Source organism: Ancylobacter polymorphus (assembly GCF_030813495.1).
Lineage (GTDB): Bacteria > Pseudomonadota > Alphaproteobacteria > Rhizobiales > Xanthobacteraceae > Ancylobacter > Ancylobacter polymorphus.
Genome location: NZ_JAUSUI010000006.1, coordinates 227229 through 244279, shown reverse-complemented (window position 1 = coordinate 244279; position 17051 = coordinate 227229). Strand labels below are relative to the sequence as shown.

Genomic DNA, 17051 nt, shown 5'->3' with positions numbered 1-17051 from the left:
TCTGCCATGGACGCGACTGTAGCGGAGCGAGTCCCGGCCTCCAACCGGGGAGCAGGGCGGGAGGCGGCGCAGGTGGAAAAGCTCACCCCCGGCGCAGCCGCGCGGCGAAGAAGCCGTCGAGGCCGGCAAAGCGCGGATCCTCGTCCGGCAGATGGGTGGGCAGGGTGCGCACCTCGCCCTCGGCATTGATCCATTCCGCGGGGATGCCGCCCTCGCCCGGCGTCACCGGATCGCGGACGAAATCGGGCCGGCGCTCAAGGAAGGCCGCGACCTGCCGCTCGCCTTCCTCCGGCTCCAGCGAGCAGGTCGAATAGACCAGTACCCCGCCCGGCTTCACCATGTCGGCGGCGTGGGAGAGCAGGCGCGTCTGCAGGTCGGCGAGGCTGGCAATGTCGCCCGGCGCCTTGGTCCAGGCGACCTCGGGGTGGCGGCGTATGGTGCCGGTGGCCGAACAGGGAGCGTCGATCAGCACACCGTCGAACGGCCCGGCATTGAGGCGGGTGGCGTCGGCCTCGACGATCTCGGCGGAGAGGTTCAGCCGCGCCAGATTGGCCTTGAGCCGGCGCAGGCGCGGGCCGGAACGGTCCACCGCCACCACCCGCGCGCCGGCGGCGGCGAGTTGCGCGGTCTTGCCGCCGGGCGCGGCGCACAGATCGGCGATCGTCATGCCCGCCGCCGGACGCAGCAGCCGCGCCGGCAGCGCCGCCGCCGCGTCCTGCACCCACCACTCGCCCTCCGCGAAGCCGGGAAGCGCGGTGACATTGCCGGCCTCGACAAGACGGATCGAGCCCGTGGGCAGCAGCCGTCCGCCGAGTTTTTCCGCCAGCGCCGCCGGGTTCTCCCGCGCGGTGAGGTCGAGCGGCGCTTCCTGTGCCAGCGCGCGGGAGATCGCCTCGCCCCGCGCCGGGCCATAGGCCGCCGTCCAGCCTTCCACCAGCCATTCCGGCTGGTCGGCGGCGTCGGGCAGAACCGCCCCACCCTCGCGGGCGATGCGCCGCAGCACAGCATTGGCGAGCCCCTTGAAGCCGGCGGTCGCCGCCTGCTCGCCCACCAGTGTCACCGTGGTGCCCACCGCCGCATGGTCGGGCACGTCCATGAACAGGATCTGCGCCGCGCCGGTGAGGATCAGCACCTCCACCCGCCGCGCCTTGTCGGGAATGCCGCGTTCCAGCAGCGTCTTCAGCAGCGCCCGCAGGCTTCCCAGCCGCCGCAGCGTCGTCGCCGCGATCATGCGCGCCAGCGCCCGGTCGCGGTCTTCCAGCCCGCGGGTGAGCCGCTCCAGCGTCTCTTCGAGCGGATGGCCGGTCTCCAGCACCGCGAGCACCGCCTCGGCGGCAGCGCGGCGCGCGGCAAGGCCCGGCGCCTCGGACGCGGGCGGGGAAGCGGCGGGAGAGCCCGAAGCCGGGCGGCGGGGAGACGAGCGCGTGTCTTTCATCGCGATGGGACTAGGCCGAGCCGGAGGGGAAGGCAACCTTATCCGCAACTTCCCGCAAGCGGTGCATCCAAATGCCGGCATGGGGGTTGTCGAACCGGGTCCGAATGGGCCCTAATCCTTGCCGTGCCGCCCTCCCCCGGCCTCGTCCTGCAGCGAATGGAACATGCCCAGCAAGATCCTCATCGCCGATATCGGCGGAACCTCCTCCCGCCTCGCCCTTGTCGGCCCGGACGGCGTGCCGCGCGACATCCAGATTCACCGCAATGACGATTTTGCCGGCTTCGAGCGGATGATCGAGGCCGATCTCGCCCAGCGCGGCGCGGAGGCGCGGGCCTCGGTCGGCGGTGCGGTGCTGGCGGTGGCGGGACCGGCGGATGAGGAGGAGATCCGCCTTACCAACCGCGACTGGGCCTTCTCCAAGCGCGAGATGCGGCGCTATTTCGGCTGGCAGAAGTTCAACGTGCTGAACGATTTCGAAGCGCTGGCGCTGGGCGTGCCGGCGCTCACCGCCGACGATCTGGTCGCGGTCGGCGGCGGCCATGCCGAGCGCGATGCGCCCATTCTGGTGTGCGGGCCCGGCACCGGCTTCGGCACCGCCATGCTCGTCAAGACCGGCCGCAACCGCATGGTGCTCACCGGCGAGGGCGGACGCGTGCGGCTCGGCGCCGCCGATTCGGAGGAGGCGCTGCTGCTCGGCCATATGGTGCGCGAGCTCGGCCCTGTCGTGGTGGAGCACGCGCTCTCCGGCTCCGGCCTCGCCCGCATCCACCGCATCCTCTCCGGCAATGCCCTGTCGCCGGAAGAGGTGATTGCGGCAGCGAAGCGCGACGAGGACGCGGCAAGGCACAGCTGCCAGGTTTTCCTGCGACTGTTCGGCCGCATCGCCGGCGATCTCGCGCTGATCACCAATGCGCGCGGCGGCGTATTTCTCGCCGGCGGCGTCTCGGTCGGCCTCGCCTCGCTGTTCGCGCAATCGGACTTCCGCGCCGCCTTCGAGGAGCACCCGCCCTTCGAGGGCCGGCTCGCCGAGATGCCGGTGCATGTCATCACCCATCCGACGCCGGGGCTGATCGGCTGCGGCCAGTTCGGCGGCCGGGTGGCGCGCACCCTCAAGCCCGGTTTGCGGGTGGTCTAGACGAGAGCACGCTCCGATCTGATGGCGATGCCATCAGATCGGGAAACGTTCGCGCGCGTGACAGCTCCGGCAGATTTATTGTTTTTCACGCCTGAAGAGAGCGCAAGAGGCCACCGTCGGCGCCATCTGCGCATAGCACAATTCAAAGCTGTTCGAATCGATGATGTGGCCGACGGAGTTTCCGTCGCTGTCCGCCGAGCGGAGTGTTTTCCGGTCTTCGGACAGAATCATGAATTTTTCTTCCCTGTGGCCCGCAGAGACGATGGTGCCGATGTAACGGCCCTGGTCCTGCTTGGTGATCTCGATCACCAGATCGGCGGAGACGAACCGTGGCTCGCTGCCGCTGCCGGCGCTGCCATAGTGACCCGCCGGGCTCATAATGATCGCCCGGCTCTTCCCCACCCATTTGCCGACGAGATCCGGCCACGCGTCCTGCGCGAGCGCCGGACCGGTGAAAGACATGGCAGCAAGAACAAAAAGCACACTTCGACGCACAGGCATCTCCCGACAAACAGACCGCCGACCAGCGACGGTATGATCTTGTCGTATGTCGCGGGTGACGCAAAGGGGGCGCCCGCATTGCATAGGCAATTGTGACGCGGTCTCACCTGCCCGGTGGCGCCGCCCCATCGACCCGGGCCACGCCGCCGCTACCCACTTTTGCAGGAAGTTCTAGCGCTCCGCCCGTGGCGTGAAGACGGCAGCGTCCGCCAGCGCTTCCAGCGCGGCGGGATCGAAACCGGCACGCTCCAGCGTGGCCCGCATGTGCGGGGGCAGAGGCGCCCGCACATCCACCGCCTCGCGTCCCTTCTTCTGCGGGATCACCGCCCGGCGGGAATGCAGGTGCAGGATTGGCCCGCCCGGCAGGCGCGAGGCACCGCCATAGATGGAATCGCCGAGAATCGGGTGGCCGATGGCGTCGAGATGCACGCGCAGCTGGTGGGTGCGCCCGGTGAGCGGGGAGAGCGCCAGCACCGCCAGCCCCTCGCCCACGGCAATGGCCTCCCACTCGGTGATGGCTTCCTGGCCCCTGGGGTCCACCGCCATCCACCAGCCGCGCGTCGGCGAGCGCTTGGCGAGGCGCAGTTCGATGCGCCCGCGCGTCTCCGCCGGCACGCCGCGCACCACGGCCATATAGGTCTTGCCCACCGTACCGTCGGCAAACGCCTTGCCGAGGTCGGCCAGCGCCTTGCGGTGGCGGCCGAGCACAAGGCAGCCAGAGGTATCCTTGTCGAGCCGGTGCGCCAGTTCCGGCGCATTGGGCAGGCCGAAGCGCAGCGCGTCGAGATGGTCGGCCAGCGTCTCGCCGCCCTTCGGCCCCTTATGCACGGCAAGGCCCGCCGGCTTGTCGATGACCAGCATCATGCCGTCGCGGTAGAGCACGCGGGCGGCGATGTCGAAGGCGGGCGGGGCGGACGTGACGGTGTCGCTCATCGCGCCGTCACACCACAAAGCCGCCCGCCCGTCGAGAGGGCGCTACTTCGCCACCCAGCCGCCATCCATCTGCTGCAGCGCGCCGGTGATGGAGCGGGCATTGTCGCCGGCGAGGAATACCGCCAGCGCCGCCACCTCCTCGACGGTGACGAACTGCTTGGTCGGCTGCTCCGCCAGCAGCATGTCCTTCACCTGCTGCTCGGTCATCCCGCGCGCCTTCATCGTGTCGGGGATCTGCTTTTCCACCAGCGGCGTCCAGACATAGCCGGGGCAGATGGCGTTGACGGTGATGCCGAAGGGCGCCGTCTCCAGCGCCACGGTCTTGGTCAGGCCGGCGATACCGTGCTTGGCGGCGACATAGGCGGATTTGAACGGCGAGGCCACCAGCGCATGGGCGGAGGCGGTATTTATGATTCGGCCCCACTGGCGCGCCTTCATGCCCGGCACGGCGGCCTTGATGGCGTGGAAGGCGGCGGAAAGGTTCAGCGCCAGAATGAGGTCCCACTTGTCGTCCGGGAATTCCTCCACCGGCGCGACATGCTGCATGCCGGCATTGTTCACGAGAATGTCGACCGAACCGAGGTTCTCTTGCGCATAGGCCACCAGCCCGGCGCAGGCCGCCGCCTTGGTGAGGTCGGCATCGGAATAGAGCGCCTTGACGCCGAATTCGCTTTCGATGCCGGCGCGCAGCGCCTCGATCTCGGCCGCGTCGCCGAAGCCGTTCAGCGTGACATTCACCCCCTCGGCGGCGAAGGCGCGGGCGATGGCGAGGCCGATGCCACTGGTGGAGCCGGTGACGACGGCGTTCTTACCCTTCAAGGACATAGCCAATTCCTCATGCGACGGGACGGGCGGCTGCGGCCGCCCGCTGGATTCTAGGGCGGAGCGGTGACGTTCCCATCACCGCCCCGCCTCGACACAGGCTCAGACGCGGCTCACGGCTGCTTGAGGCAGACCGCGACAACTTCCTTCACCGGATGTTCGCAGGCCACGACCGTCTTGCCGCCATCATCGGCGAAGGAGGCGATGTGCTGGAAGCCGCGCTCCTTGTTGACGCAGTAGCCGGAGATGATGACCTCGCCGGTCTCGCAGCTGCTGGTGCAGCCCGCCGCCGGGCACGGCACGCTGCGTACCGTGAGCGCGGAGGAACCGGGCGCGCCAGCCGCGCCGGGCGTGCCGGCCGGCCCCTGCGGACCGGTGGGACCGGCCGGGCCGGCGGGACCGGCAGGCCCGGCGGGACCCGTCGCGCCGGCCGGGCCCGCAGGACCGGCAGGACCCGCGGCGCCGGCCGCACCGGCCTCACCCTTCGGACCCGCAGGGCCGGACGGCCCCTCGAAACACGCCGCCAGAGGCAGCGCGAGCGCCGCCACGAGAATGAACTTGAAAGCCTTCATGGAACCCCCACTTGACGAACCGGCACCTGTATCCTGCTCCGGCACACGGGCGCCCACAAGGGCGAAGCGCGCCGAACCCGCCGCCAGCCGCTGCCTCTTTCGTCGCCTGCGCCGGAACCGGGTGACGGCAGCGTGAACGGGGCGTGACTCGAGCCGTCATGGCGCCGTGACGCCGGAGGGTCTATAATATTCATATGTCGGTTTTACCTCTCCCCGCCGGCCCGCACGGGCATGACCACCATGGCCACGACCATGACCACGCGGCCTGCGTCGCCGGGGCCATTGCCCGCTTCGAGGCGCGCTGCGCCAAAAGCGGCGCGCGGCTGACCTCGCTGCGCCGCCGTGTGCTGGAGGAACTGGCCGATAGCCACACCCCGCTCGGCGCCTATGACATCGTCGAAAGGCTCGGCGCCTCCGGCGAGAAGCCACCACCGATGTCGGTCTACCGGGCGCTGGACTTTCTGGTGAGCGAGGGGCTTGCCCACCGCATCGAAAGCCGCAACGCCTATCTCGTCTGCGGGCGCGAGCACGGCCCCGACGATGTGATCGTGTTCCTGATCTGCGAGGGCTGCGGCGTGACAGCGGAAGTCGCCTCCCACGCCATTGGCCGCGATCTCGCCTGGGCCACCCGCGCCGAGGGCTTCACCCCGCGCACGCCGGTGGTGGAGATCGCCGGCACCTGCGCAAAGTGCCGCGCCGCCACGGCGCAAGCGGACGCCGCCACCGTGCCCGCCGAGGCGGCCCGTTGACGCCCCGCCCGCCCCGTCTTACCCCCTGCCGCCCGCCGCGCGCTTTAGTCCCCGGACGATGAACATGGACGCCCTCTCCCCCGCCCCCGTCGTCGCCCCCGAGCTGGAAGCCGCCGGGCCCGCCTCCCGCCGCCGCACCGTCGCGGTGAAGGTCGGCGGCGTCACCGTCGGCGGCGGCGCGCCCGTTGTCGTGCAGTCGATGACCAATACCGACACGGCGGACGCCGAAGGCACCGCCCGCCAGGTCGCCGCGCTGGCCCGCGCCGGCTCGGAAATCGTGCGCATCACCGTGGACCGCGAGGAAGCGGCCATGGCGGTGCCTGAGATCAAGGAGCGTCTGCTGAAGATGGGGCTCGATACCCCCATCGTCGGCGACTTCCATTACAACGGCCATCTCTTACTGACGAAGTACCCGGCCTGTGCCGAGGCGCTCGACAAATACCGCATCAATCCCGGCAATGTCGGCTTTGGCGAGAAGCGCGACCGCCACTTCACCACCATAGTCGAGCAGGCGATCCGCTACCGCAAGGCGGTGCGCATCGGCGCCAATTGGGGCTCGCTCGACGGCGATCTGCTCACCGCGCTGATGGATGAGAATGCCAAGCTCCCCCGCCCGGCGGAAGCGCGCGCCGTCACCCGCGAGGCGCTGGTGCGCTCGGCCCTGCTCTCGGCGGCGCTGGCGGAGGAGATCGGCCTGCCGCGCGATCAGATCATCCTCTCCGCCAAGGTCTCGGCGGTTCAGGACCTCATCACCGTCTATGCCGAATTGGCCCGCCGCGCCGATTATGCGCTGCATCTCGGCCTCACCGAGGCCGGCATGGGCTCCAAGGGAATCGTCGCCTCCTCCACCGCTATGGGCGTGCTGCTCCAGCAGGGCATCGGCGACACGATCCGCGTCTCGCTCACCCCCGAGCCCGGCGGCGACCGCACCCGCGAGGTGACGGTGGCGCAGGAAATGCTGCAGACCATGGGGCTGCGCACCTTCGTGCCGCTGGTCGCTGCCTGCCCCGGCTGCGGGCGCACCACCTCCACCACCTTCCAGGAGCTGGCCTTCGAGGTGCAGGATTTCATTCGCACCTCCATGCCGGAATGGAAGAAGCGCTATCCCGGCGTCGAGACGCTGAACGTCGCGGTCATGGGCTGCATCGTCAACGGACCGGGCGAGAGCAAGCATGCCGATATCGGCATCTCGCTGCCCGGCACCGGCGAGTTCCCCACCGCCCCGGTCTATCTCGACGGCAAGAAGGCGATGACGCTGCGCGGCCCTTCCCTGCGCGAGGATTTCAAGAAGATCGTCGAGGACTATGTGGAGCGGCGGTTCGGCGTCACCGGGACCGGCCGGGCGCCGGGCGTCGATGCCGGCATTGATGCGGCGGAGTGAGACGATGAAGAAGGGCTACAAGCAGCTGCTCGCCGAGGCCAATGCCGTCGTCACCGCGATCGACGTGGCGGAGGCCACGGCCTTGCACGGCCGCGACGACGTGGTGTTCGTCGATCTGCGCGACCCGCGCGAGCGCGAACGCGAGGGCGCCGTCCCCGGCGCCTTCTCCTGCCCGCGCGGCCTGCTGGAATTCTGGATCGACCCGGAAAGCCCTTACGCCAAGGACATCTTCCAGCAGGACAAGCGCTTCGTGTTTTACTGCTCGCTCGGCTGGCGCTCGGCACTGGCGACGAAAACGGCGCAGGAGATGGGGCTGGAAAAGCTCTGCCACCTCACGGGCGGCTTCACCGCGTGGAAGGCTTCCGGCGCGCCGGTGGAGAGCGTGGCGGCGAAGGGGTGAGGTGGCGTGGGCGACATGTGCCCGGACGACCATCCTTCGAGGCTCGCTGCGCTCGCACCTCAGGATGACGTGGTTCCTTAAGGAGTTCATCACGTCGTCATCCACCAACGCGCCGGCATCCGGAGGTGCCCGGCATCGCCGGACCTCGAAGGAGGCTCGTCCACGCCCCTTGCCTTCCCCCGGCACAACGTCATCCTGAGGTGCGAGCGCAGCGAGCCTCGAAGGATGGTCATCCGGGAGAGAAGATGGGTGCGGTCGTATACATGCTTCGCTGCGCCGACGGTTCGCTCTATGTCGGCTCGACTAGCGGCGCATTGGAAAAGCGCCTTGCCGAACACCAGAGTGGCAGCTATCCCGGCTACACGTTTCGGCGGCGGCCGGTAAGGCTGGTCTGGTCGGAAGCGTTCGAGCGCATCACCGATGCCATCGCCGCCGAACGGCAGGTCAAGGGGTGGAGCCGGCTCAAGAAAGAAGCCCTCATCCGTGGCGACTGGGAGACGGTGCGAGGGGCCGCGCGGCGGCCGTCTCTGCGCAAATAGTGACGCGCTTGTGCGACCATCCTTCGAGGCTCGCTGCGCTCGCACCCGTTGCCTCGCTTCGCCTTATCGCGTAAAAGCCCGCGCTCGCCCGAGCCTGTGAATGGCAGGGCCTTCAGGAGATCAGCACATGGGCTACAAGGTCGCCATCGTCGGTGCCACAGGTAATGTGGGCCGCGAAATGCTCGACATTCTCTCCGAGCGGGGCTTTCCCGCCGACGAGGTGGTTGCGCTCGCCTCTCGCCGCTCCGTCGGCACCGAGGTTTCCTTCGGCGACAAGACCATTAAGTGCAAAGCCCTGGAAAACTACGATTTTTCCGACACCGACATCTGCCTGATGTCGGCCGGCGGCGAGGTGTCCAAGGAATGGTCGCCCAAGATCGGCCGTCAGGGCTGCGTGGTGATCGATAATTCCTCCGCCTGGCGCTACGACAGCGACGTGCCGCTGATCGTGCCGGAGGTGAATGCCGACGCCGTCGTCGGCTTCACCAAGAAGAACATCATCGCCAACCCGAACTGCTCGACCGCCCAGCTCGTCGTGGCGCTCAAGCCGCTGCACGACAAGGCGACGATCAAACGCGTCGTCGTGGCGACCTATCAGTCCGTCTCCGGCGCCGGCAAGGACGCCATGGACGAACTGTTCGCCCAGACCCGCGCCGTGTTCGTCTCCGACCCGGTGGAAGCCAAGAAGTTCCCCAAGCGCATCGCCTTCAACGTCATTCCTCACATCGACGTCTTCATGGAAGACGGCTACACGAAGGAAGAATGGAAGGTGATGGCCGAGACGAAGAAGATTCTCGACCCGAAGATCAAGCTCACCTGCACCGCCGTGCGCGTGCCGGTGTTCATCTCCCATTCGGAAGCCGTGAACGTCGAGTTCGAGAATCCGATCAGCGTCGAGGAAGCGACCGAGATCCTGCGCAACGCGCCGGGTGTGCTGGTCGTCGACAAGCGCGAGCCCGGTGGCTACATCACGCCCTATGAAGCGGCCGGCGAGGACGCCACCTATGTCTCGCGCATCCGCGAGGACGCGACGGTGGAGAACGGCCTCTCCTTCTGGTGCGTGTCGGACAATCTGCGCAAGGGCGCGGCGCTGAACGCGGTGCAGATCGCCGAAGTGCTGGTCAACCGCAAGCTGATCCAGCCGAAGGCGCAGAAGGCGGCCTGACGCACGGAGCGGCGGGCAGGCGTTGGGGCCACCCACACGGGCTTGTGAAGCGATGAGACGGCCGCCTGCGGGCGGCCGTTGCCGTTTGCTGCGCCCTGCGTCACCATTCCGCCGAACTCCCCCGCCACCAGTCGCTCAGCCCAGCGGCTCCGGAGAGACCCGACGTGATTCAGCGACTTCTGGCGATCTTCGTCGTCCTCACCGCACTCACTGGCGGCGCCACTGCACACCCGCATGTCTGGGTCGAGGTGCAGTCGGAACTCGACTACGCGCCCGATGGCCGGCTCAGCGGGGTGCGCCACCACTGGAAGTTCGACGAGGCGTTCTCGACCTATGCGCTGCAAGGGCTGGAAACCACGCCCGATGGCAAGCCCAGCGAGAAGACGCTGAAGGAACTGGCGCAGGTGAATATCGACTCCCTGCACGAGTTCGATTTCTTCACCTATGCCAAGCGTGGCAAGCAGGACATCAAGTTCCTGCCGCCGAAGGACTATTCTCTCACCTATGACGGCACCGCGCTGACCTTGCACTTCACCCTTCCCTTCGCCGATCCCCCTGCGAAGAAGGGGGAAATGTCGCTCGACGTTTATGACCCCACCTATTTCGTCGCCTTCCAGCTCGCCGATGACGACCCGGTGACGCTCGCCGGCGACGCCGGCAGTTGCGCCCTCACCCTGCACCGCCCCGACCCGGCGGCGACGGGAAGCTCGACCACGCTGTCGGAAGGCTTCTTCAACGCCCTCACCTCGGCCAGCCAGTTCGGTTCGCAATTCGCCAACCGCGTGACGGTGAAGTGCTCGTGAGACGCCGGCTCGCCCTGCTGGCGCTGACTCTCGGCGCTTGCGCGCTGACGCTGCACCCCGCTTTTGCCCAGAGCCCGTTCGGTGTCGGCGCGCCGGCGGCGCCAGAGGCCGGCGGCATCGCCGGCTTCATCCTCGCCAAGCAGGCGGAATTCTACCGGCTCCTCACCTCCGCCGTGCGCGCGTCCAAACAGGATGGCCATGCAGTGCTGCTGCTCGGCGGCATTTCCTTCGCCTATGGCGTGTTCCACGCCGCCGGCCCCGGCCATGGCAAGGCGGTGATCTCCTCCTATCTGCTCGCGAACGAGGCGACGCTGAAGCGCGGCGTCGGCCTCGCCTTTGCCAGCGCGCTGGCGCAGGCGTTCACCGCCATCGCCGTCGCCGGCCTGCTCGCCGCCCTCCTCGGCGCCACCGCCGCGACGATGAGCCGGGCGGTGAGCTTCATCGAGCTCGCCGCCTATGGCCTCATCGTCGTCCTCGGCCTGCGCCTTGCCTGGATCAAGGGCCAAGCGCTCATGGCCGCCTGGCGCGGCACGCCCGCCCATGTCCATGGCCCTGATTGCGGCTGCGGCGACGGCCACGCCCATATGCCGAGCCCGGACGATCTGCCTCGCAGCAATCGCTGGCGCGACTGGTGGGGGGCGGTGCTGTCGGTCGGGCTGCGGCCCTGCTCGGGCGCTATTCTCGTGCTGGTCTTCGCGCTGGCGCAGGGCATTTTCTGGGTCGGCGCCGCCTCGGCCCTGCTCATGGGGGTGGGTACGGCACTGACGGTCAGCGCCATCGCCGCGCTGGCGGTGTTCGCCAAGCACGCGGCGGTGCGGCTCGCCGCCAACCGTTCCGGGTCGGCGGCGGCGGTAGCCTTGCGCGGCGTGGAACTCCTCGCCGCCCTGATGCTGGTCGCCTTCGGGCTCGCCCTGTTTTTCGGCTTCATGGCGACGGAGCGGCTGGCGCTCGGATAGGGCCTCAGTCCTTCAGGTAGTCGAACGCCACCTTGCCGAGGCCGAGGGTGAGGTCGGTGCGGAAATGCGCCGCCGAGATCACTTCCAGCACCGGCAGCTTGGCGACATCCGCCAGCGCATGCGGAAACAGGCCGAGCGCCGCCGGGCCGGTCCACGCCTCATAGACCGTGATGTCTTCGAGATAATACTCGACCAGTTCGCACACCCGCGTCGTGCCGTCGACATGGGGAATGATCTTCAGCACCCAGTTGGGGCCCAGAAGCGAGGCGTGCAGCGCCGCCTTGTCCAGCGCCGTATATTTGTAGCCCATGGTCGCGGAAGTGACGAGCACGCTGCCATAGTTGAGCGTGCCGACCAGCGTGTCGCTCTCGACCTTCAGGCTCGGCTTCGCCAGCTTCTTGGGAAAGCCCCACAGCTCGCGCCCGCCGGCGATGGGGGCCTCGTCGTCGAGATACATGGAGTGGACATAGCCGCCCTTCACCCCGTTCAGCTCGACCGGGATCACCTGCCCGGTCTCGGTGTAGTCGCCGAAGCCGGTCGAATCCGGCATGCGGATGAACTCATATTTGACGATCGGCTCGACCACTTTGAGCGGCTCGGGCACCACCTTCTCCAGCGCCGCCGGATCGGTGCGGTAGGTGATGACGAAGAATTCGCGGTTGAAGAACCGGTACGGCCCCTTGGGAAAGGCCGGGTTGGTGAGCGGCATGGAATAGGCGGTGCGGCGAACGTCGTCGATCTTCATGCGGGAGACTCCTGCGATGGCCCAGCCTAGAGCCTGATCCGATCAGGTTGAATCGACCTGATCGGTGAATCAGTCTCTCAATGATCGATAGAGAACGTTTTACCGATCTGATTGCGATGCAATCAGATCGGAACGTGCTCTAGCCGAATTGCCGTCTTCTGGTAGGGGGCGGCCGGGACCGTCAGGAGAGCCCAGCCGCGCGGCGCCTCAGAACCGGTAGGTGAAGCCGCCCTTGATCGCGTTGGTGTTCACCTCGCTGGCAAACTGCCCCTCATAGCCGACATTGAGAAGCACGTTTGCTCCCACCGCAAAGTCGATGCCGGCGCCGAACAGGAAGCTGTCCTCGGCGATCGGCGCGCCGGACACGGTGAAGGCCGTGCCGGTGGAAGCGAAGCTCATGCCGAGCTCCGGGGTGATGTCGCCATAGGCGTGGCGCCAGGCCACGCTGGCATGCGGGGTCATCGTGCCCTCGCCCAGAGACAGCGTGGTGGCGAGGCGAAGGCCCAGCGTCGAGTACGGCACGTCATAGGAAAGCCCGGAGGAGGCGAGGCCGCTGGTGAAGGCGCCGGTCTCGGTGAAGCTGTCCGTGTCGATCCAGCTCCACGCCATCTGCGCGAACGGCTCGAAGGCGATACCGCCGGCTTCCACCGCATAGGCGGCCTCGACGAAGATGTTCGCGGTCGAGCCGTCATAGGAGCCGAGCGGGTTCTCGAACAGGCTCAGCATCGCGACGCTGCGCGTGGTGTCGATGCTGCTCCAGCCATAGCTGGCGCCGCCGCGCAGGCGGAAGGCGTCGAAATTCGCCCCGGCATAGGCGGCGAGGAGTACCGTATCGGCATCGGCGCTGCTCATCCGGTCGTCGACATCGAGGCTGGCGGAAGCGTAGCCGGCCGCGAGGCCGAAGGTGACATTGCCCGAGGTGACGTCGCCGCCGGCGAGGAAGCCGCCGAGCGAGGAATCGACATCGGCGGAATTGCCGGTCCCGTTGGCGGAATTCCACTGGCCAAAGCCCTGCGCCCAGGCGGCGTAGACCGGACCCGCCGGCTCAGGCGGCAGGGCCTTCACCGGGAACGGGCTCGCCGCCTCCGGCGCCTTCGCCGCATAGGCGGTCACCGGCCCGCCGGTGGCGAGCGCCGCCAGGGCCGGCGAGGCCCCGGCCGCCGAAGCCTGCCGGAGACGGCCGACGAGCGTGTCGGCCACCAGCGTCGACTGGAAATACAGCGTCGTGCCGACCGAGGCATGCACCTCGCCGGAGAGCAGATCGTAGCCGGCGCGGATCGCCTCTTCCTGGCCGCTCGTGCCGGCCAGCACGGTGGCCTGCAGCGCGCTGCCATTGGCGCGGTCGAGGGCGCCGGCGACGCTGGCCTGGTTGGCGGTGCGCGCGAGGCTGGCGAGTGACACGTCGTTGCGGGTGAGGGTGAGCGTCACCGAGGCGTCGTCGCGGCCGAGTGCGGCGTCGACGAACAAGAACCCCGGATCCTCCAGCGTAAACTGGCTCGACGGCGTGGTCGTCGCCGAGGCCGAGATGATCTCGTAGGGCGTTCCGGTATAGACCGGGCCAATCGCCGAGAGCACCACCGTGCCGCCATTGAGCGTGAGCGTATCGGTGACGATGCGGTCCGAGGCGAGGCCGCTGAGTTCCACCTCATAGAAGGAGCCGGTCTCGAAGGTCGTCGTGCCCAGCACAGTAACGGTGCCGATGGAATTGCCCGGCGAGGCCGTGCCGCCCAGGCCGACGACAAGGTTGCCGACGGTGGCATTCCCGCCGAGCAGAGCACCGTCCTCGACCGCCACGGAGGCGGCCGCCAGCGAACCATTCAGGACGAAGCTGCCGTCGATCTGCACCTCACCGTCGAAAGTCGAGATACCGGTGCCGGTGAAGCTGGAGAGTTCGCCCACCAGCAGCGTGCCGAAGTCGCGATACTGCGCCGCGTCCCCAAGCAGGGAGAGGTCGAACGTGCCCGCGCCGGAGAGTTCGAACGTGTTGTCGCCCGCCCCGCCCAGAACCAGCCCGACGACCTCGCTGCCGGCGACATAGACGAACAGATCGTTGCCGCCGCCCATGTCGACCGCGACCTCGCCGCCACTGCTGATGAGGCCGCTATTGACGATGGTGTCGTCCTGCGTGCCGATGAAGGTCACGGTCGGCCCATCGGAGCGGATGATGCCCTCATTGAACAGCTGGGTGGCGAAGGGCGCCGGCCCCTGCGCGCTGTCGTCGATGAGGATGGCGCGGCCGACATCGTCGGAATCCACGTTCGGATAGTTGTCGAAGGCTTCGATGATGCCGGTCTTGTGGTTGTAGATGATGCCGCCGCCGGCCGCGATGCCGTCCGCCGTGTTCGGCTCGCCATCCTTGGTGCCGGAGGCGCCGGTGCCCTGGATCACGCCGTAATTGTGCAGCAGCACCTGGCCGTCGACATCGACGCCGTCGCCATCGCCGTCCGGCACGCTGTCCTTGCCCTCTTCGTCGATGAGCCCGGTGACCTCGCCGCGGATGGTGCCGTAATTGGTGACGGTGACCAGCGTGGCACCGCTGCTGTCAATGTTGATGCCCGAGCCGTTCTTGCCGGTAATGGTCGCCCCGGCCTCATTGGTGACGGTGACGGCGCCGTCGCCGGTGATGCCGTGCTTGGCGCCGATGATCTGGCCGCCCGTCTTGTTGACGACCGTGCCGCCAGCCTTCTGGAAATCGATCCCGTCGCCGTCGCTGGTCAGGGCGGTCGACTGGATCAGCCCGTAATTCGTCACCGTGGCGCCGGCGCCGGGGCGGATGCCGTCGGCAGTGGCGGATTTGAGCACGCCGTAATTGGTGATGGCGATGACATTGCCGGCGGAGGTCAGGTCGGCGAAATCGAGCGCCTGGCCGGCCCCGCCGTCGATGAGGCCATGATTCTCGACCGTGACCTTCGCGTCGGACGTTTGGGACTTGGCAGTGAATTTGAAGCCATCATCCATGCCGATGATCTTGCCGCCTTCCTCGTTGACGAGGGTGAACGACACGAGCGTGTCGATCGCGGTCTCATCGTCGAACTTCAGGGCGCGGCTTTTGGTGTCGAGCGTCTGGATCGTGCCGGAGTTGGTGAAGACGATGGTGCCCGCGCCGAAACGCACGGCATCGCTCTTCGCGGCGGTCATGGTGCCGGTGTTTTCGATCGTCACCGTGGCGGTTTCCGCCGCTGCCTTGGTGAGGTCCAGCACCTGCCCGGCGTTGGCAGTCATCGTGCCTGAGTTGACCATATCGAGCACGCCATTGACGAAGGCGCCGTTGATCCGCACCGTGTCCTCGCCGGAGGTGATGGCGCCGCTATTGGTGAAGGTGAGCGTGCCCGTCACGTCGGAGGCGCTGTCGATCGCCCGGCCGGTGCTGGTGATCGTGCCGTCATTGTCCAGCGTCACACCCACGCCGGTCGCCGGAGCGCTCCAGGTGATGGCAACGCCGGAGACATCGAGCCGCCCGCCTTCCTCGACCAGGCCTGTGTCGGTGCCGGCGACGCTCTGCGCCGTGGTCACGGTCGAGCCGGTCGGCACGACGAAAGAGTCGGCGCGGGCCGCCGCCCCGAGCACCAGCGGTGCGGCTAGGATGGTGGCGGCCACCACCAGCGCAAGGCGGCTGGTCGACGTGACGTAGCGGTTCGACGTGACGTGACGGTTCATGGTGGTCGGCTCCCCGGTCCTCTGTTCCCGCTGCCCCGCTAGCGAGCGCGGACGACAGATCGGTGACAGGCCGGTGACACACCCCAGATTGTTGGCGCGCGAGCGACGTCCTCGCCTCACCGTGGCCGACTTGCCACAGCAGAAGGCGGCTAACCCCCAGAAATCACGGTATTAAATAACCTCAGAACGCGATGAGGCCGGCCGCGCCGCTTTCCGTTCCGATGCCCAGCGCACCGCCGTCGCCGCGCCAGGCCAGCGCCGTCACCGGCGCGCCATCGGGGGCGCGCAGCAGGATTTCCGCGCCGTCGGAGATGCGCACCATCAGCACCAGCCCGTCCTCATAGCCGCAGGCGACCACCTCGTCGCGGGGATGGGCGGCGACGCTGGAGACGCGCACATCCCGCGGCGCCAGCATGGAAGGCTGCTTGCCCATCGGCCCTTCCTTGCTGGCGAAGGGCCAGAGGATCGCTTCGCTGGAACCGGAGGTGGCGAGGAACTTGCCGCCGGCGGTGAAGGCCATCGAGGTGACGCGCGAGGGATAGCCCGACATCCGCATATGCCCGCCATCGGCGAGCCGCCAGCCATGCAGTGCCGCTTCCTGCATGGTCGTCACCACGAAACGCATGTCCGGGCTCCACAGAACGCCGCGATGCGAGCCCTTCCATTCCAGAAATTCGGGTTTGGCCTGGGCATTGGGGAACCAGAGCGAGACGCCGCCATAGTGCGCGACGGCCAGCCGCGTGCCCTTCGGCGCGAAGGCGAGGCCGCCGACGGTGGAAGGGAAATCGTGCGATTTGCGCTCGCCCTTCACGGGCAGGAAATGCGCGGTCTTGCCGGCCGAGAAGGCGACGGTCCCATCGGCGCCTGCCGCCACCTGGTCGATCCAGCGGCCCTTCTGCTCGAACAGCGCCTGCATCGCGCCGTCGGCGGTCGTCGCGACCACCCGCCCGTCATCGCCGCCGGTGAGGAGCCGCCTGTCGTCGCCGGCAACCGAGAGTACCGCGCCCTTATGCGCCTCTACGCGCGTCTCTTCCGCGTCCACCAGCACGATCTCGCCCTCGCCCAGCACGAAACCGGCGGTGGCGCCGAGGAAGCGCAGGCCGACGACCGCGCCGCCGAGATCGAGCCGGCGGAGCTTCGAGGTGAGCGAGGAGGGCGTGGAGGATTGGGAGGTCATGGGCTCGACGGCTTCTTGGCGGGAAATGTCGGGTTAGCCCAATTCGCGGCCGGCGTCACGACGGAAGTCCCCCTCCTCCCT

General features: G+C 68.2%; 16 protein-coding genes. 8 read left to right on the top strand and 8 right to left on the bottom strand.

What is annotated here, in order from left to right:
* Positions 1–82: 82 nt before the first annotated feature.
* Positions 83–1435, bottom strand: a complete 1353-nt coding sequence (rsmB, locus tag J2S75_RS15455) for a 16S rRNA (cytosine(967)-C(5))-methyltransferase RsmB (protein WP_307020958.1) — start codon at positions 1433–1435, stop codon at positions 83–85.
* A gap of 163 nt (positions 1436–1598) precedes the next feature.
* Here rsmB and J2S75_RS15450 point away from each other — a divergent pair, with 163 nt between their 5' ends.
* On the top strand, positions 1599–2570 hold the full coding sequence (locus J2S75_RS15450) for a glucokinase (protein ID WP_307020956.1): 972 nt from the start codon (positions 1599–1601) through the stop codon (positions 2568–2570).
* Between the two features lie 75 nt (positions 2571–2645).
* Here the strand turns inward: J2S75_RS15450 and J2S75_RS15445 are convergent, their stop codons facing one another.
* The 4 genes from J2S75_RS15445 to J2S75_RS15430 form a co-directional block, all read right to left on the bottom strand.
* The gene (locus J2S75_RS15445) at positions 2646–3065 is read right to left on the bottom strand and encodes a hypothetical protein (protein WP_307020954.1); all 420 of its coding nucleotides are present in this window, start codon (positions 3063–3065) and stop codon (positions 2646–2648) included.
* Between the two features lie 177 nt (positions 3066–3242).
* On the bottom strand, positions 3243–4004 hold the full coding sequence (locus J2S75_RS15440) for an RluA family pseudouridine synthase (protein WP_307020952.1): 762 nt from the start codon (positions 4002–4004) through the stop codon (positions 3243–3245).
* A 42-nt stretch (positions 4005–4046) separates the two neighbouring features.
* Entirely contained in the window at positions 4047–4829 is a 783-nt protein-coding gene (locus tag J2S75_RS15435; RefSeq protein WP_307020950.1) for a 3-hydroxybutyrate dehydrogenase, read from the bottom strand.
* 110 nt (positions 4830–4939) lie between these two features.
* Entirely contained in the window at positions 4940–5398 is a 459-nt protein-coding gene (locus tag J2S75_RS15430; protein WP_307020948.1) for a hypothetical protein, read from the bottom strand.
* A 194-nt stretch (positions 5399–5592) separates the two neighbouring features.
* Here J2S75_RS15430 and J2S75_RS15425 point away from each other — a divergent pair, with 194 nt between their 5' ends.
* From J2S75_RS15425 to J2S75_RS15395, 7 genes are all read left to right on the top strand, one after another.
* Positions 5593–6147 carry a Fur family transcriptional regulator gene (locus tag J2S75_RS15425; RefSeq protein WP_307020946.1) on the top strand — a complete coding sequence of 185 codons (555 nt, stop codon included), beginning with the start codon at positions 5593–5595 and terminating at the stop codon, positions 6145–6147.
* A 64-nt stretch (positions 6148–6211) separates the two neighbouring features.
* On the top strand, positions 6212–7528 hold the full coding sequence (gene ispG / locus J2S75_RS15420; protein WP_307020944.1) for a flavodoxin-dependent (E)-4-hydroxy-3-methylbut-2-enyl-diphosphate synthase: 1317 nt from the start codon (positions 6212–6214) through the stop codon (positions 7526–7528).
* A gap of 4 nt (positions 7529–7532) precedes the next feature.
* Complete coding sequence (locus J2S75_RS15415; protein ID WP_307020942.1) at positions 7533–7928, top strand: rhodanese-like domain-containing protein; 396 nt, start codon at positions 7533–7535, stop codon at positions 7926–7928.
* 245 nt (positions 7929–8173) lie between these two features.
* Entirely contained in the window at positions 8174–8467 is a 294-nt protein-coding gene (locus tag J2S75_RS15410) for a GIY-YIG nuclease family protein (protein ID WP_307020940.1), read from the top strand.
* A gap of 127 nt (positions 8468–8594) precedes the next feature.
* Positions 8595–9632, top strand: coding sequence for an aspartate-semialdehyde dehydrogenase (locus J2S75_RS15405; protein ID WP_307020938.1), 1038 nt, complete (start codon positions 8595–8597; stop codon positions 9630–9632).
* A gap of 164 nt (positions 9633–9796) precedes the next feature.
* Positions 9797–10435: a DUF1007 family protein gene (locus tag J2S75_RS15400; protein WP_307020936.1), complete on the top strand. Its 639-nt coding sequence runs from the start codon at positions 9797–9799 to the stop codon at positions 10433–10435.
* The gene (locus J2S75_RS15395) at positions 10432–11391 is read left to right on the top strand and encodes a nickel/cobalt transporter (protein WP_307020934.1); all 960 of its coding nucleotides are present in this window, start codon (positions 10432–10434) and stop codon (positions 11389–11391) included. Before J2S75_RS15400 ends, J2S75_RS15395 begins: the two co-directional genes overlap by 4 nt.
* Before the next feature lie 4 nt (positions 11392–11395).
* Here the strand turns inward: J2S75_RS15395 and J2S75_RS15390 are convergent, their stop codons facing one another.
* The 3 genes from J2S75_RS15390 to J2S75_RS15380 form a co-directional block, all read right to left on the bottom strand.
* On the bottom strand, positions 11396–12136 hold the full coding sequence (locus tag J2S75_RS15390; protein ID WP_307020932.1) for an acetoacetate decarboxylase: 741 nt from the start codon (positions 12134–12136) through the stop codon (positions 11396–11398).
* Positions 12137–12343: 207 nt separating this feature from the next.
* A complete protein-coding gene (locus tag J2S75_RS15385; protein WP_307020930.1) occupies positions 12344–15793 on the bottom strand; it encodes an autotransporter family protein in 3450 nt (1149 codons plus the stop codon).
* 181 nt (positions 15794–15974) lie between these two features.
* Positions 15975–16970, bottom strand: a complete 996-nt coding sequence (locus tag J2S75_RS15380; RefSeq protein WP_307020928.1) for a WD40 repeat domain-containing protein — start codon at positions 16968–16970, stop codon at positions 15975–15977.
* Positions 16971–17051 lie beyond the last annotated feature (81 nt).

Excerpts from the sequence above, each read along its gene's own strand:
- rsmB (WP_307020958.1), bottom strand. The coding sequence starts at position 1,435 with ATGAAAGACACGCGCTCGTCTCCCCGCCGCCCGGCTTCGGGCTCTCCC.
- J2S75_RS15450 (WP_307020956.1), top strand. The coding sequence starts at position 1,599 with ATGCCCAGCAAGATCCTCATCGCCGATATCGGCGGAACCTCCTCCCGC.
- J2S75_RS15440 (WP_307020952.1), bottom strand. The coding sequence starts at position 4,004 with ATGAGCGACACCGTCACGTCCGCCCCGCCCGCCTTCGACATCGCCGCC.
- J2S75_RS15435 (WP_307020950.1), bottom strand. The coding sequence starts at position 4,829 with ATGTCCTTGAAGGGTAAGAACGCCGTCGTCACCGGCTCCACCAGTGGC.
- J2S75_RS15430 (WP_307020948.1), bottom strand. The coding sequence starts at position 5,398 with ATGAAGGCTTTCAAGTTCATTCTCGTGGCGGCGCTCGCGCTGCCTCTG.
- J2S75_RS15425 (WP_307020946.1), top strand. The coding sequence starts at position 5,593 with ATGTCGGTTTTACCTCTCCCCGCCGGCCCGCACGGGCATGACCACCAT.
- ispG (WP_307020944.1), top strand. The coding sequence starts at position 6,212 with ATGGACGCCCTCTCCCCCGCCCCCGTCGTCGCCCCCGAGCTGGAAGCC.
- J2S75_RS15415 (WP_307020942.1), top strand. The coding sequence starts at position 7,533 with ATGAAGAAGGGCTACAAGCAGCTGCTCGCCGAGGCCAATGCCGTCGTC.
- J2S75_RS15410 (WP_307020940.1), top strand. The coding sequence starts at position 8,174 with ATGGGTGCGGTCGTATACATGCTTCGCTGCGCCGACGGTTCGCTCTAT.
- J2S75_RS15405 (WP_307020938.1), top strand. The coding sequence starts at position 8,595 with ATGGGCTACAAGGTCGCCATCGTCGGTGCCACAGGTAATGTGGGCCGC.
- J2S75_RS15390 (WP_307020932.1), bottom strand. The coding sequence starts at position 12,136 with ATGAAGATCGACGACGTTCGCCGCACCGCCTATTCCATGCCGCTCACC.
- J2S75_RS15385 (WP_307020930.1), bottom strand. The coding sequence starts at position 15,793 with ATGAACCGTCACGTCACGTCGAACCGCTACGTCACGTCGACCAGCCGC.
- J2S75_RS15380 (WP_307020928.1), bottom strand. The coding sequence starts at position 16,970 with ATGACCTCCCAATCCTCCACGCCCTCCTCGCTCACCTCGAAGCTCCGC.